The sequence below is a fragment of the Pseudomonas sp. MMS21 TM103 genome, assembly GCF_022132145.1.
Lineage (GTDB): Bacteria > Pseudomonadota > Gammaproteobacteria > Pseudomonadales > Pseudomonadaceae > Aquipseudomonas.
In genome coordinates, this window is record NZ_JAJISP010000001.1 from 69635 (window position 1) to 85141 (window position 15507).

Genomic DNA, 15507 nt, shown 5'->3' on the forward strand with positions numbered 1-15507 from the left:
TGTCCTGGGTGTTGATCGGGTGACCCTATCGCGCATGATCTGAAAGCGTCGCGAGCGAAGAGCAGGCAAGGCAAAGATGAGGCCGGAAAGCGGAGTTTACTGCTGTAAATGAGCATTTCCGGCCTCACCTTCAACGCAGCATGCTCGAGCGCAGCAGCTTTCAGAGGATGTTGGCGTAGTCGGCTTCGATGCGGTCAAGACTCAGGTGGTTGAGGAAGTTGGAGAAGCACATCCAGGCCGACAGGGCGTTGAGATCCTGGAACTGTGGCGGCAGGTATTTCGGCGCCACCACCAGGCCCTCGTCGACCAGCTGGCGCAGGGTGCGCATGTCTTCCAGGGTGGTCTTGCCGCAAAACAGCAGCGGTATCTGCTCCAGCTTGCCCTTGCGCACGGCCAGCTGGATGTAGTTGTAGACCATGATAAAGCCCTTCAGATAGGACAGATCCTTGGTGAAGGGCAGCCCGTTCGGGGTCGAGCCGCGGAACACCCGGCTGGCATTGCTGTAGCTGACTTCCATGTCGAAGCCCTGTTCGCGGTAGAACTCGAAGACCTGCAGGAAATCCGCCCCTTCCTCGGCCATGTGGATGGTGCGCGTGCGATTGGTCAGCTTGCGCAGACGGGTCGGATAGGACGCGAAGGTGATCACCTCCATCAGGATCGCCAGCCCCTCCTGGGTCACGGTGGATGAGGGCGGCCCCTTGGCCAGGAAGGTGCAGACCGGCTGATTCAGGCCATTGAGGGTGGTGCCGACATGCACCAGCCCCTCGTGTACTTCCAGGGCCCGGACGTCGCGCTCGTTGAACAGCGCGTCGGTGCGAATCTTGATGTAGTCGGCGCCGGCCGCCGCGTCGGCGAGAATGCCGTCGGACTCGAACACCCGAATGGTGTCCTCCGCTTCGCCAAACACCTTGTTCAGCCGTCCCTGCAACAGATTCACGGCCTGTTTGGCACTGAGGTTTTTCGGTTCGTCCTCGAGATCGCCGCGCCTGTCGATATTGTTCAGGTAGTCGGAAAACATCAGGCCCAGATCGGCCAGGGTCGGGTCACCGGCATGGAAGGCATCGGAGGCGGCGCCGTACAGGTCTTGCGAGATCAGGCCGAAATCTTCGGTACCGCGCGCCTCGAGCATGCGGATGACCATGCGGTATTCGCGGCACATGCGCCGCATGATCTGGCCCACCGGATTGAACTGGCCAAGCAGACGGGTAATGTCACGCTCGATGCTCTGGAATTCCTGCTTCTTCGCGGTGGCATCGAATGCCAACGGCAGATTGGCGTAATAGCTGCGGTCGACCGCCGGCATGGCCTTGCCCTTGGCCTTGAGAAAGCCCTGACGAATGCTGTCGTCCCATTTCACCGCATCCAGCACGCGGATTGGCGTCTGCGCCTCGACGATGCGGTCGGACAATGCCCGCACCATCAGCTGATAGTCGTCCAACCCAGTGAGACTGTTCATCGCTCCCTCATTATTTGCTCATTGACTGACTATGGACCGACGCGCTGATAGCGCGCGACCTCGATAAATACATCCGAATTGGCCTGGTCGTCGAGATAGGCGAATAGGGCATCCAGCGGGCTGGTAATCAGGACACCCTCGCCCTGCGTTGTATCGACTGACTTGCCGTGCAACGTGCCCGCCTCGAGTTCCTGGAGGATGCGTTCGACATCCAGGGCGTAGATCACCAGCTCATTGTCGACGGTCAGTTCGAAGCCGGCGATGGCGAAGTTGCCGCCCAGGCTCTGCGGCAGCCCCGCCGACAGGTACCAGCGCCGTCCATGACGGGCCACGGTGAAGCCGTACTTTTCCTCGCTGTCGAGGTTGTCCGGGCTGTCCTTGTAGGTTCTGGCCTCGTAGAGGCTGGGGCCAGCACGGGTAATGTCCAGATAGTACCGCTCACCCCATTCGTCCTTGCGTGACCATTCGCCGAGCAGGGGGATAGGCGCCGCTTCGTTGGCTGGAATCGGGTCGTAGAGGGTCACCAGACAGCCACTCAATAGCAGCAAGGACAAGGCCACCGCTACGCGCCAGGCATTCATTTCGCTCTCCTTGTGAAACAGTTCGATCACGCCGGCAGACAACCCGTGAGAGGCCCCACCCGCAGGGCGCGACTCAGAGTGCCAACACTACATGCATATAACGTTTAAGAATGGCCAACATGTCCTCATTATCCAACTGCTCGAGGCCATCGAGCAGGCCCTGATACTCCATCCAGCCGATAATCGCCGTCAACAGCCTGGCATCCTGCTCGGGCTGCGCCGACCCCAGCACCTGGCAAAACTGGCTGACGCCCTGCAAGAGAATCTGCCGATGGGCACGCACCAACTCGTGCAAGCGCGGATTGAGCAAGGCTTCCTGCTCGAAGGCCTGTTCGGCGAGCAAATGGTCGCGACGGTTAAGCAGTTGATGGCGCACGTACTCCAGCGCCAGGCGGGCAATCTCGTCCGCCAGGTGCTGGCGCGCCTGCACGCTGCCGTCGAGCGCGCCGAGCAACTCCTGTAACACACCCTCGGTGCTGCTCCAGAATTTGGCCATGTAGGCAGCGCTGCGCTCAACGAACTGGGCGAAGGTATCGGTGATCAGGTCATCGATATCCTTGAAGTAATAGGTGGTGGCCGACAGCGGCACCCCGGCTTCGGCGGCTACCGCACGGTGACGCACGGCTCGCACGCCATCGCGCACGATGATGGCCATGGCGGCATCGAGAATCGCCTGACGACGCTGCTCGCTGCCCCGCCGGCTGACTTTGCGACCCTGGTACTGCACGCTCTGGGCAACGGCATTGGCCACACGGGTGGCGCTAGCCGGGATGGGAATGGAGCTCACGTCTGGACGGTCCTCGCGCACGCTGAAAAGCAGCGACATCTCGTGTTAAGCAGTATTGCGCAGAATGAATCCAGCGTCAGATAACAAAAAGCCGCCCGAGGGCGGCTTGGCTTCACGCTTGCGGGCGCATGTGCGGGAAGAGGATCACGTCGCGGATCGACGGCGAATTGGTGAGCAGCATGACCAGGCGGTCGATGCCGATGCCTTCACCGGCGGTCGGCGGCATGCCGTATTCCAGGGCGCGGACGAAATCGGCATCGTAGTGCATGGCTTCGTCGTCGCCGGCGTCCTTGTCGGCCACCTGGGCGTGGAAACGCTCGGCCTGGTCTTCCGCGTCGTTCAACTCGGAATAGGCGTTGGCAATTTCACGGCCGCCGATAAACAGCTCGAAACGGTCGGTGACGCTCGGATCCTGGTCGTTGCGCCGGGCCAGCGGCGACACTTCGAACGGGTACTGGGTGATGAAGTGCGGCTGCTCCAGTTTGTGCTCGACCAGCTCCTCGAAAATCATCACCTGCAGCTTGCCCAGGCCTTCGAAGCCCAGCACTTTGGCGCCGGCCTGCTTGGCGATGGCGCGGGCCTTGTCGATGTCCTGCAGGTCCGCGGCGGTAAGCTGCGGGTTGTACTTGAGGATCGAGTCGAATACCGAGAGGCGCACAAAGGGTTCGCCGAAGTGGAACACCTTGTCACCGTAAGGCACGTCGGTGCTGCCGAGCACCAGCAGGGCCAGTTCGCGGAACAGCTCCTCGGTCAGGTCCATGTTGTCTTCGTAATCGGCGTAGGCCTGATAGAACTCCAACATGGTGAACTCGGGGTTGTGCCGGGTCGACACGCCTTCGTTACGGAAGTTGCGGTTGATCTCGAAGACCTTCTCGAAGCCGCCGACCACCAGGCGCTTGAGGTACAGCTCCGGCGCGATGCGCAGGTACATGCCCATGTCCAGCGCGTTGTGGTGGGTCTCGAACGGCTTGGCCGCGGCGCCGCCGGGAATGGTCTGCAGCATCGGCGTTTCCACTTCGAGGAAGTCACGCTGCATCAGAAACTGGCGAATGTGGGCGATCACCTGGGAGCGCACGCGGAAAGTGTCGCGCACCTCCTCGTTGACGATCAGGTCGACGTAGCGCTGGCGATAGCGCTGCTCGGTGTCAGTGAGGCCATGGTGCTTGTCCGGCAGCGGACGCAGCGACTTGGTCAGCAGGCGCACCTGGGTCATCTCGACGTACAGGTCGCCCTTGCCGGAGCGGGCCAGGGTGCCTTCGGCGGCAATGATGTCGCCCAGATCCCAGTGCTTGACCTCGGCCAGCTTTTCTTCCGGCAACGTCTTGCGGTTGACGTACACCTGAATGCGCCCGGTCATGTCCTGAATGACCATGAAGGCACCGCGATTGAGCATGATGCGACCCGCGACCTTGACCGGGATAGCGGCTGCGGCCAGCTCTTCCTTGGTCTTGTCGACGTACAGTTTCTGCAAGTCCGCGCAGTAGCTGTCGCGACGGAAATCGTTAGGGAAGGCGTTGCCCTGCTCACGCGCTGCGGCAAGCTTTTCCTTGCGCTGGGCAATCAGCTTGTTTTCTTCCTGTTGCAGTTCGTGGTGGTCGAGTTGTTGGTCGCTCATGGTCTCTGGTCTTTCCTGGTAATCGTAGGTTGGTGCTGAGCGCAGCGATGCCCAACATCCGGCCAACGGGCCGGCCTCCTACGCAAATGCAGCGCCGCTCGTTGGGCCTGACCGGCCCAACCTACATTGCGTGTTGTTAAAGCCCCTGTTTCAGGCTGGCCACCAGGTACTCGTCGATATCGCCGTCGAGCACGTTGACGCAGTCACTGCGCTCGATATTGGTGCGCAGATCCTTGATCCGCGACTGATCGAGCACATAGGAGCGAATCTGGTGTCCCCAACCGATGTCCGACTTCGAGTCTTCCAGCACCTGCGAGGCGGCGTTGCGTTTCTGCACTTCCTGCTCGTACAGGCGTGCGCGCAGCATCTTCATCGCGGTGTCTTTGTTGGCGTGCTGGGAGCGTTCGTTCTGGCAACAGACCACGGTATTGCTCGGCACGTGGGTAATCCGCACCGCCGAGTCGGTGGTGTTGACGTGCTGACCACCGGCACCCGAAGAACGGTAGGTGTCGATGCGCAGGTCCGACGGATTGATGTCGATTTCGATGTTGTCATCGATTTCCGGGGACACGAACACGGCCGAGAACGAGGTGTGACGGCGGTTGCCGGAGTCGAACGGACTCTTGCGTACCAGTCGGTGCACCCCGATCTCGGTGCGCAACCAACCGAAGGCGTATTCGCCCTTGATGTGCACGGTCGCACCCTTGATCCCGGCGACTTCACCGGCGGACAGCTCCATGATGGTGGCGTCGAAACCGCGCTTGTCGGCCCAGCGCAGGTACATGCGCAGCAGGATGTTGGCCCAGTCCTGGGCTTCGGTGCCGCCGGAGCCGGCCTGGATGTCCAGGTAGGCATTGTTGGCGTCCATCTCGCCGCTGAACATGCGGCGGAATTCCATCTTCTCGAGGATTTCGCGCAGGCGCTCGACCTCGGCCGCAACGTCGTCGACGGCGCCCTGGTCTTCTTCTTCGGCCGCCATCTGCAGCAGATCGCGGGAATCGCCGAGACTGCCGTCGAGGTCGTCGATGGTGTCGACGATCAACGCCAGAGCGGCGCGCTCACGCCCCAGGTTCTGGGCGTATTCGGGGTTGTTCCAGACGTTCGGGTCTTCGAGTTCGCGGTTTACTTCGACCAGCCGATCATGCTTTTGATCGTAGTCAAAGATACCCCCGAATAGTCTGGGTGCGCTCGGATAGGTCCTTGATGCTGTTCAGGATCGGGTTGATTTCCATGGCTGGCGGCACTCACAGGTAAAACTTTCGGAAAAGCCGGCGAGTATACCGTAGTCGCAGTACCTCTGGCAGCCCGCAAGCGGTCGTGATCGGCCAGCGGGTAGACCAGCGGGCACTTAGCCGGCCACCTCCTCGCTCACCGGCGGCGCCAGGGCAATCTCCAGGCCCGACCCGGCTTGCGACTCGAGAATCAATTGCGCGGCCTTTTCCGCGATCATCAGCACCGGCGAGCAGGTATTGCCGGAAACGATGTCCGGCATGACCGAGGCATCGGCGATGCGCAGCCCCGGCACGCCATGCACGCGCAACTGGGCATCGACCACCGCCGCGCGCCCCGGACCCATCTTGCAGGTGCCGACCGGATGAAAGATCGTGGTGCCGATCTCCCCCGCCGCCCGCTGCAGATCCTCCTCGCTCTGGTAACTCGGCCCAGGCTTGTACTCCTCGGGTTTGAAGGCCGCCAGCGCCGGCGCGGCGACGATGCGCCGGGTCAGGCGAATGGCATCGGCGGCCACCTGCAGATCGCGCTCGTCACTCAGGTAGTTGGGCTGAATCAACGGCGCCTGTGCGACCTCCAGCGAGCGGATTTCGACCTTGCCACGGCTGTACGGCCGCAGGTTGCACACCGAGGCGGTGAAGGCCGGGAAGTCATGCAGCGGCTCGCCGAATCGCTCCAGCGACAGCGGCTGCACGTGGTATTGCAGGTTGGCCGAGGTCTGCTCGGCACTGGACCGGGCAAAGGCGCCCAGCTGGCTCGGCGCCATGGCCAGTGGGCCGCTGCGCTTGAACAGATACTCCAGCCCCATGCCCAGCTTGCCCCGCAGGCTGCCGGCGACCTGATTGAGGGTCCGCACGCCGCTGACCTTGTAGATCAGCCGCAGCTGCAGGTGATCCTGCAGGTTCTCGCCCACCCCGGCCAGTTCGTGCTGCACGCCGATGCCCAGGCGCTGCAATAACGGCCGCGGACCGATGCCCGAACGTTGCAGCAGTGCCGGGGTGCCGATCGAGCCGGCGCACAGGATGATCTCGCGCCGCGCGCGGATCAGCCGTTCGCGTCCTTGCCAGCGCAGACTCAACGCATCGGCGCGTCCCTCGGCGAGCACCACCCGCTGCACCTCGGCGCCGGTCAACACACGCAGATTGGGGCGCTGACGAATATCGCGGAGGAAGGCTTTCGAAGCGTTCCAGCGGACGCCACGGCGCTGATTGACCTGGAAGTAGCTGCAGCCTTCGTTATCGCCCGCGTTGAAATCTTCGATGCTGGCGATGCCGCTCTGCCCGGCGGCCTGACGGAAGGCTTCCAGCACCTGCCAGGACAGGCGCTGGCGCTCGACCCGCCACTCGCCAGCGGCCCCGTGTACCTGGCTGCTGCCGGCAAAATGGTTCTCCGTGCGCCTGAACAGCGGCAAGACATCGTCCCAGGCCCAGCCGGGATTGCCGGCCGCCGCCCAGCCATCGTAGTCGCGGGCCTGGCCGCGCATGTAGATCATTCCATTGATCGACGAGCTGCCACCCAGCACCCGGCCACGCGGATAGTTCAGCGCACGGCCGTTCAGGCCGGGTTCGGCCTCGGTGGAATAGCACCAGTCGGTGCGCGGGTTGCCGATGCAATACAGGTAGCCGACCGGAATATGGATCCACGGATAGTTGTCACGCCCGCCGGCCTCCAGCAACAACACCCGCACCGCTGGATCGGCAGACAGGCGATTGGCCAGCAGGCAGCCGGCCGGGCCGGCCCCGACGATCAGGTAGTCGTAGCTGTCCTCGAGTTGTTGCATGGGCGCCCTCTGCTTGATCGTTACCTATGAATGGCCACCAGCCTAGCCGCTTGGCGCGCGCGACATGATGATCTTTTGGTCTGAGATAGACGCGGTGAATAACCGCACCCCGATGCAACCCGAGGATAGCTGCCCGCCGATAGCATCCGCGATCTCCCTGGGGCACCAGCGATGTCCCGCCGGAGGCTTTTTGCAGGATGAGCGGCCCCCACCATCCGGCGAACAGTATGTAGCCGGAAAATACCCAAACCACCCTCTTCCAAGCTGCATCCGGGCTACGACCGGATTTCAGCCGGCGTTCAGCTCCACGCGCACCTGGGCTTCCAGTTCGCTTTTCAGCGCCGGGTCGAGCTTGAGCTGACGGGCCAACTCCTCCAAGTAGGCGCGCTCCATGAAGTGCTCCTCATCGACCATCAGTACGCTGGCGATATACATCTCGGCGGCCATTTCCGGACTGGTCGCCGCGCGCGCCACGTCGGCCGGATCCAGCGGCTTGTTCAGCTCGGCCTCGAGCCAGCGCTGCAGTTCGGCGTCATGGGTCAACTTGACCAGCTCGCCTTCGATGAGCTGGCGCTCACGCGCATCGACATGCCCATCAGCCTTGGCGGCGGCCACCAGCGCCTTGAGAATACCCTGGCTGTGCACCTCGACCTGCGGCGCCGGCAAGCGATCGAGGGTTTGCGGCTCGCCCTGTGGCGCTTGCGCCTGCTGCGCCTGCCAGTTGCCATAGGCTTTGTAGGCGATCACCCCCAGCGCGGCCAGGCCGCCATAGGTCAGCGCCTTGCCGCCCAACTTGCGTGCGCTCTTGTTGCCGAGCAGCAAAGCCATGGCACCGCCAGCCAAAGCGCCGCCACCCGCACCGGATAGCAGACTGCCCAGACCGCCAGCAGCACCACCTGACAACAATCCATCCAAACCACCGGCGGCGGAACCCTTGCCGGCGCTTTGCCCAGCCTTCTTTTGCAGCAGATCCTGACCGGACTTGAGTAACTGATCGAGCAAACCACGGGTATTCATCGACAAGTCTCCTGGCTAACGAAGGTGCAAATAATAGCGCCAGACTAAATGGAAAATTCCTGTAGCCGCCGACAGATTGCGTCGAGATGTTGCCGCCGCGCGGCCTGGCGAGCCGCACACCGCGCGCACAAAGGAAAACATTTAGCGCTCTACAAAAACGAACGCAATGATGTACTTTCGACAAAACTGTACCGAAAGACTGCTCAGCACCCGGTTGGTAGCCCACGATGATGACCCTGCGCCAGATCCGCCACTTCATTGCCGTCGCCGAGACCGGCTCGATTTCCGCAGCAGCCCAGGCCGTGCACATCTCCCAATCGACCCTGACCCTGGCCATCCAGCAACTGGAGGAGGAGATCGGCGTCAGCCTGTTCAATCGCCACGCCAAGGGCATGTCCCTGACCCATCAGGGTCACCAGTTCCTGCGTCAGGCACACCTGATCCTGGCCACCGTCGACAACGCCAAACGCAGCCTGCAACAGAGCACCGATCAGGTCGCCGGCAGCCTGACCATAGGCGTGACCAGCCTGGTGGCCGGCTATTACCTGGCCGACCTGCTCACCCGCTTCCAGCGCGCCTACCCCAATGTGGAAATCCGCGTGATGGAAGACGAACGCCCGTATATCGAGCACCTGCTGGTCAGCGGCGAGATCGACGTCGGCGTGCTGATCCTGTCCAACCTGGAAGACCGCCACGCCTTGCAGACCGAGGTGCTGACCCACTCACCGCTGCGCCTCTGGCTGCCGCCGCAACATCCGCTGCTGGAACACGACAGCATCAGCCTGGCGGACATCGTCAGCGAGCCGCTGATCCAGCTCAATGTCGACGAGATGGAGCTGAACGCCCAGCGCATCTGGTCCGGCGCCGGCCTGCAGCCCCATATCACCCTGCGCACCGGCTCTACCGAGGCGGTGCGCAGCCTGGTCGCCGCCGGCCTGGGCCTGTCCATTCAACCGGACATGACCTACCGCCCCTGGTCACTGGAGGGCGACATCATCGAAGCCCGCGCCCTGGTCGACCTGACCCAGCCCCTTGACGTCGGCCTGGCCTGGCGCCGCGGCAGCGCACGACCGGCACTGGTCGACCCCTTCCTCAGCGTTGCCCGCGAGCAGCCTGCCGGACGCAAGCTATCTATTTAATCGAACGCAGCCTTCAGTATTAAGAATTTGTGAGCCTAAAGCCCAGGATCTAGTCTCTCCTTCGCACACTGAGAAGAGCGCACCGGGCCCGATCCTGCCTACAACAGCCCGCTGCCCCAAGAATAAGATGAGGGCACACCGAATGGCTGGCGCAACGACTCCCACGCCCCTTTTCCGTGAATTATTGATCGACGGCCAGCTGCTCGCCGGTGAGGGCGCTGGGGAAGCGATCCTCAACCCGGCAACCGGTGAAATCCTGACCCATATCGCCGAAGCCTCAAGCGAACAGGTCGAGGCTGCCATCCTTGCGGCACACCGGGCATTTTCCAGCTGGTCGCGGACCACCCCACAGCAACGCTCGCTGATCCTGCTCGGCATCGCCGACGCTATCGAACAGCGCGCCGACCTGCTCGCTCGCTTGGAAGCGCTCAACTGCGGCAAGCCGCTGCACCTGGCCCGTCAGGACGACCTCAGCGCCACGGTGGACGTGTTCCGCTTCTTCGCCGGCGCGGTGCGCTGCCAGACCGGCCAGCTGTCCGGCGAATACCTGCCGGGCTATACCAGCATGGTGCGGCGCGACCCGATCGGCGTGGTCGCCTCCATCGCGCCTTGGAACTACCCGCTGATGATGGCCGCCTGGAAGATCGCCCCGGCGCTGGCGGCCGGCAACTGCCTGGTATTCAAACCCTCCGAACACACCCCGCTGTCGATCCTGGCCCTGGCCCCGGTGTTCGCCGAACTGCTGCCGCGCGGTGTGCTGAATATCGTCTGTGGTGGCGGCGAAGGCGTCGGCAGCCACTTGGTCAGCCACCCCAAAGTGCGCATGGTCTCGCTGACCGGCGATATCGTCACCGGGCAGAAAATCCTCCAGGCCGCCGCCAAGACCCTCAAGCGCACCCATCTGGAACTCGGCGGCAAGGCGCCGGTGATCGTCTGCAACGATGCCGACCTGCAGGCGGTAGTCGAAGGCGTGCGCACCTATGGTTACTACAACGCCGGCCAGGATTGCACTGCGGCCTGCCGCATCTATGCTGAAGAAGGTATCCACGACCGCCTGGTGGCGGAGTTGGGTGATGCTGTGAACAGCCTGCGCTTTGCCCGCAAGACCGACGCGGATAACGAGATCGGCCCGCTGATCAGCGCGCGCCAGCGCGACCGGGTGGCCAGCTTCGTCGAGCGCGCCCTCGGTCAACCGCACATCGAACGGGTCACCGGCGCCGCCGCACACTCCGGCCCCGGTTTCTATTACCAGCCGACCCTGCTCGCCGGTTGCCGGCAGGGCGACGAGATCGTCCAGCGCGAGGTGTTCGGCCCGGTGGTCACCGTGACCCGTTTCGACGAACTGACGCAGGCGGTGGACTGGGCCAACGACTCCGAATACGGCCTGGCCTCCTCGGTGTGGACCGGCAACCTGGACAAGGCCATGCAGGTCGCCGCCCGCCTGCAGTACGGCTGCACCTGGATCAACAGCCACTTCATGCTGGTCAGCGAGATGCCCCATGGCGGCCTCAAGCGCTCCGGCTACGGCAAGGATCTGTCCAGCGATTCGCTGCAGGACTACAGCGTGGTGCGCCACATCATGGCCCGCCATGGCCAGCAGCTGGATTGAATGAGTAGTACCCACAAGTAGCCCTGACCGGGTGAGCAACACGACGTGCAACTGCCCCGAGCCCAACAATAGAAAAGAGGGAATTCCAATGTTCGTGCAAAAAACCGCTTTGTTCAGTGCGCTGGCCAGCGCACTGCTGGCCAGCACCAGCCTGCAAGCCGCCGAGCCACTCAAGGCCCTCGGTGCCGGCGAAGGACGCCTGGATATCGTCGCCTGGCCCGGCTATATCGAGCGCGGCGAGACCGACAAGGGCTACGACTGGGTCACCGGCTTCGAACAGCAGACCGGCTGCATGGTCAACGTCAAGACCGCCGCCACCTCCGACGAGATGGTCAGCCTGATGGCCAAGGGCGGCTATGACCTGGTCACCGCCTCGGGCGACGCCTCGCTGCGCCTGGTCGCCGGCAAGCGCGTGCAGCCGATCAACATCGACCTGATCCCCAACTGGAAGACCGTCGACGAGCGCCTCAAGCAGGCCCCCTGGCACACCGTCGCCGGCCAGCACTATGGCACGCCCTACCAGTGGGGCCCGAACGTGCTGATGTACAACAGCAGCGTGCTCAAGGACGCGCCGACCAGCTGGAAAGTGGTGTTCGAGGAGCAGACCCTGCCCGACGGCAAGAGCAACAAGGGCCGCGTGCAGGCCTATGACGGCCCGATCTACATCGCCGATGCGGCGCTCTACCTCAAGGCGACCAAGCCCGAACTGGGCATCGACGACCCCTACCTGCTCAACGAGGAGCAATACGCCGCCACCCTGGCCCTGCTGCGCCAGCAACACGACCTCATCCACCGTTACTGGCACGACGCCACGGTACAGATGAGCGACTTCAAGAACGAAGGCGTGGTCGCCTCCGGCTCCTGGCCGTACCAGGTCAACGCCCTGCAGGCGGAAAGCCAGCCGATCGCCTCTGTGGTGCCGGTCGAGGGTGCCACCGGCTGGGCCGACACCACCATGCTGCACGCCGATGCCAAGCACCCGAACTGCGCCTACCAGTGGATGAACTGGTCGCTGGAGCCCAAGGTCCAGGGCGACCTGGCTTCCTGGTTCGGCTCCCTGCCGGCAGTGCCCGCCGCCTGCCAGGGTAATGAACTGCTCGGCGCCGAAGGCTGCAAGACCAATGGCTTCGACAAATTCGACCAGATCGCCTTCTGGAAGACCCCGCAGGCCGAGGGTGGCAAGTACGTACCCTACAGCCGCTGGACCCAGGACTACATCGCGATCATGGGCGGTCGCTGATTGTGGCATCGCGAAGGCTGCGCGGCTCGGTGGAGCGCTGGTGTGAACCCTGCACCCGGACCGAGCTGATGGCGGCTGGATAAACCCTTATCCGGCCGAACATCCCGAGCAGTTGATTTCACCGTTTTACATCCATCCTGTCCTGGCGGTCCCGTGTCGGCAAAACCTGGCAGCCAGGACGGGATGGATGGTTTTTTCTCCTGGAGTTTTTTGACATGACCCTTGCAGTGCAATTCACCGGTGTCTCCCGCGTCTTCGGCGAGGTCAAGGCCGTCGACCGGGTGTCCATCGACATCCAGGATGGCGAATTCTTCTCCATGCTCGGCCCCTCGGGTTCGGGCAAGACCACCTGCCTGCGCCTGATCGCCGGTTTCGAGCAGCCCAGCGCCGGCAGCATCCGCATCCACGGCGAGGAGGCCGTCGGCCTGGCGCCCTATCAGCGCGACGTCAACACGGTGTTCCAGGACTATGCGCTGTTCCCGCACATGAACGTGCTGGACAACGTCGCCTACGGCCTCAAGGTCAAGGGGGTGGGCAAGGGCGAGCGCTACGCCCGTGCCGAAGAGACCCTGGCCCTGGTGGCCCTGGACGGCTATGGCGCGCGCAAGCCGGCGCAACTGTCCGGCGGCCAGCGCCAGCGCGTGGCCCTGGCCCGCGCCCTGGTCAACCGACCGCGGGTGTTGCTGCTGGATGAACCCCTGGGCGCCCTCGACCTCAAGCTGCGCGAGCAGATGCAGGGCGAACTGAAAAAGCTGCAACGCCAGCTCGGCATCACCTTCATCTTCGTCACCCACGACCAGACCGAGGCGTTGTCGATGTCCGACCGGGTCGCGGTATTCAACAAGGGCCGCATCGAGCAGGTCGACAGCCCGCGCAACCTGTACATGAAGCCGGCGACCGCGTTCGTCGCCGAGTTCGTCGGCACCTCCAACGTGCTGCGCGGCGAGCTGGCCAAACGCCTGACCGGCCAGGCCCTGGCCTGCTCGATCCGCCCCGAGCACATCCGCTTCGCCGACGACCAGGCGGCCAGCAGCGACGAGGTGGAAGTCAGCGGCCTGCTGCACGACATCCAGTACCAGGGCGCGGCCACCCGCTATGAGATCCAGCTGGAAAACGGCCAGAACCTCAGCATCAGCCAGGCCAACGATCAGTGGCAGGCCGGCACCCCGGTTTTTCAGCCCGGCCAGGCCGTGACCGCGCGCTGGGCCCGGGCGGCCATGGTGGCGCTGCAGGATCTTGCCTCCGGTGAGGGCCACTGAGATGGAGGCGTCCTTGAAATCCCGGACGCGGCAGCCGGCCCATGGCCCGCTGCACCGCCTGTCCAACCTGCTCTACCGCCGGCCCAACCTGTACCTGGCGCTGCTGCTGGTGCCGCCGCTGCTGTGGTTCGGCGCGATCTACTTCGGTTCGCTGCTGACCCTGCTCTGGCAGGGCCTGTATACCTTCGACGACTACAGCATGATGGTCACCCCGGACCTGACCCTGGACAACCTGATCGCGCTGTTCCGGCCCGCCAACTACGACATCATCCTGCGCACCCTGAGCATGGCCGTCGCCGTATCCCTGGCCAGCGCCCTGCTCGCCTTCCCCATCGCCTACTACATGGCGCGCCACACCAGCGGCAAGACCAAGGCGTTCTTCTATATCGCGGTGATGATGCCGATGTGGGCCAGCTACATCGTCAAGGCCTACGCCTGGACCCTGCTGCTGGCCAAGGGCGGGGTCGCCCAGTGGTTCGTCGACCAGTTCGGCCTGGCGCCGACCCTGCAACTGATCCTGAGCATTCCCGGGATCGGCGGCAGCACCTTGTCGACCTCGCACCTGGGCCGCTTCCTGGTGTTCGTCTACATCTGGCTGCCGTTCATGATCCTGCCGATCCAGGCCGCGCTGGAGCGCCTGCCGCCCTCGCTGCTGCAGGCCTCCGCCGACCTCGGCGCGCGCCCCTGGCAGACCTTCGTACAGGTGATCCTGCCGCTGTCGATCCCGGGTATCGCCGCCGGCTCGATCTTCACCTTCTCGCTGACCCTGGGCGACTTCATCGTGCCGCAACTGGTCGGCCCGCCCGGCTTCTTCATCGGCAGCATGGTCTACGTGCAGCAGGGCGCGGTCGGCAACATGCCGATGGCCGCCGCCTTCACCCTGGTGCCGATCGTGCTGATCGCCATCTACCTGTCCATCGTCAAACGCCTGGGGGCCTTCGATGCGCTCTGATTCCTCCTCCTACGATCGCGCTTCCTGGGGCCTCAAGCTGGCGGCCTGGGCGGGACTGCTGTTCCTCCATTTCCCGATCCTGATCATCTTCATCTACGCCTTCAACACCGAGGAAGCGGCCTTCAGCTTCCCGCCCCAGGGCTTCACCCTGCACTGGTTCAGCGTGGCCTTCGCCCGGGTCGACGTGCTCGAGTCGATCAAGCTGTCGTTGCAGATCGCCTGCCTGGCCACCCTGATCGCCCTGGTCCTCGGCACCCTGGCCGCCGCCGCGCTGTACCGCCGCGACTTCTTCGGCAAGGAAGGCATCTCGCTGATGCTGATCCTGCCGATCGCCCTGCCCGGCATCGTCACCGGCCTGGCCCTGCTGGCGGCGTTCAAGACCCTGGACATCGAGCCGGGCATTTTCACCATCGTCGTCGGCCACGCCACCTTCTGCGTGGTGATCGTCTACAACAACGTGATCGCCCGCTTCCGCCGCACCTCCCACAGCCTGATCGAGGCCTCGATGGACCTCGGCGCCGACGGCTGGCAGACCTTCCGCTACATCATCCTGCCCAACCTCAGCTCGGCCCTGCTGGCCGGCGGCATGCTCGCCTTCGCCCTGTCGTTCGACGAAATCATCGTCACCACCTTCACCGCCGGCCACGAACGCACCCTGCCGCTGTGGCTGCTCAATCAACTGAGCCGACCGCGGGATGTACCGGTGACCAACGTGGTGGCGATGTCGGTGATGCTGGTGACCATGCTGCCGATCCTCGGCGCCTATTACCTGACCAGGGGCGGCGAAGGCGTGGCCGGCAGCGGCGGCAAATGAGCCCGGCGCGGCGCGAACTCGCGACCTC

General features: G+C 63.8%; 13 protein-coding genes. 6 read left to right on the plus strand and 7 right to left on the minus strand.

The annotated features are described in order from the left end of the window. Window positions 1-160: 160 nt before the first annotated feature. The 7 genes from LJY18_RS00350 to LJY18_RS00380 all read right to left on the minus strand — a co-directional run bounded on the left by LJY18_RS00350 (window position 161) and on the right by LJY18_RS00380 (window position 8466). Window positions 161-1456 carry a flavohemoglobin expression-modulating QEGLA motif protein gene (locus tag LJY18_RS00350; RefSeq protein ID WP_238039735.1) on the minus strand — a complete coding sequence of 432 codons (1296 nt, stop codon included), beginning with the start codon at window positions 1454-1456 and terminating at the stop codon, window positions 161-163. A 29-nt stretch (window positions 1457-1485) separates the two neighbouring features. Next, a complete protein-coding gene (locus tag LJY18_RS00355) occupies window positions 1486-2037 on the minus strand; it encodes a hypothetical protein (RefSeq protein WP_238039736.1) in 552 nt (183 codons plus the stop codon). 73 nt (window positions 2038-2110) lie between these two features. After that, the gene (locus LJY18_RS00360) at window positions 2111-2824 is read right to left on the minus strand and encodes a TetR/AcrR family transcriptional regulator (RefSeq protein WP_238039737.1); all 714 of its coding nucleotides are present in this window, start codon (window positions 2822-2824) and stop codon (window positions 2111-2113) included. 112 nt (window positions 2825-2936) lie between these two features. Further along, window positions 2937-4439: a lysine--tRNA ligase gene (gene lysS / locus LJY18_RS00365; RefSeq protein WP_238039738.1), complete on the minus strand. Its 1503-nt coding sequence runs from the start codon at window positions 4437-4439 to the stop codon at window positions 2937-2939. Window positions 4440-4575: 136 nt separating this feature from the next. Beyond that, a protein-coding gene (prfB, locus tag LJY18_RS00370) for a peptide chain release factor 2 (RefSeq protein ID WP_238039739.1) occupies window positions 4576-5671 on the minus strand; the annotation gives its coding sequence in 2 pieces (ribosomal slippage) (window positions 4576-5598 and window positions 5600-5671; 1095 coding nt in all). A gap of 116 nt (window positions 5672-5787) precedes the next feature. Next, window positions 5788-7449: a GMC family oxidoreductase gene (locus LJY18_RS00375; protein WP_238039740.1), complete on the minus strand. Its 1662-nt coding sequence runs from the start codon at window positions 7447-7449 to the stop codon at window positions 5788-5790. 288 nt (window positions 7450-7737) lie between these two features. Beyond that, window positions 7738-8466 carry a tellurite resistance TerB family protein gene (locus LJY18_RS00380; protein ID WP_238039741.1) on the minus strand — a complete coding sequence of 243 codons (729 nt, stop codon included), beginning with the start codon at window positions 8464-8466 and terminating at the stop codon, window positions 7738-7740. Window positions 8467-8693: 227 nt separating this feature from the next. On the opposite strand from LJY18_RS00380, the gene LJY18_RS00385 reads away from it, so the two are divergent. From LJY18_RS00385 to LJY18_RS00410, 6 genes are all read left to right on the plus strand, one after another. Next, the gene (locus tag LJY18_RS00385; protein ID WP_238039742.1) at window positions 8694-9605 is read left to right on the plus strand and encodes a LysR family transcriptional regulator; all 912 of its coding nucleotides are present in this window, start codon (window positions 8694-8696) and stop codon (window positions 9603-9605) included. Window positions 9606-9747: 142 nt separating this feature from the next. Further along, on the plus strand, window positions 9748-11214 hold the full coding sequence (locus LJY18_RS00390; protein WP_238039743.1) for a gamma-aminobutyraldehyde dehydrogenase: 1467 nt from the start codon (window positions 9748-9750) through the stop codon (window positions 11212-11214). Between the two features lie 88 nt (window positions 11215-11302). Further along, window positions 11303-12454, plus strand: a complete 1152-nt coding sequence (gene ydcS, locus LJY18_RS00395) for a putative ABC transporter substrate-binding protein YdcS (protein ID WP_238039744.1) — start codon at window positions 11303-11305, stop codon at window positions 12452-12454. 215 nt (window positions 12455-12669) lie between these two features. After that, window positions 12670-13713, plus strand: a complete 1044-nt coding sequence (locus LJY18_RS00400) for an ABC transporter ATP-binding protein (RefSeq protein ID WP_238039745.1) — start codon at window positions 12670-12672, stop codon at window positions 13711-13713. A 1-nt stretch (window position 13714) separates the two neighbouring features. Continuing rightward, window positions 13715-14665 carry an ABC transporter permease gene (locus LJY18_RS00405; RefSeq protein ID WP_238041081.1) on the plus strand — a complete coding sequence of 317 codons (951 nt, stop codon included), beginning with the start codon at window positions 13715-13717 and terminating at the stop codon, window positions 14663-14665. Next, window positions 14655-15479: an ABC transporter permease gene (locus LJY18_RS00410; protein WP_238039746.1), complete on the plus strand. Its 825-nt coding sequence runs from the start codon at window positions 14655-14657 to the stop codon at window positions 15477-15479. Before LJY18_RS00405 ends, LJY18_RS00410 begins: the two co-directional genes overlap by 11 nt. Window positions 15480-15507: the final 28 nt, after the last annotated feature.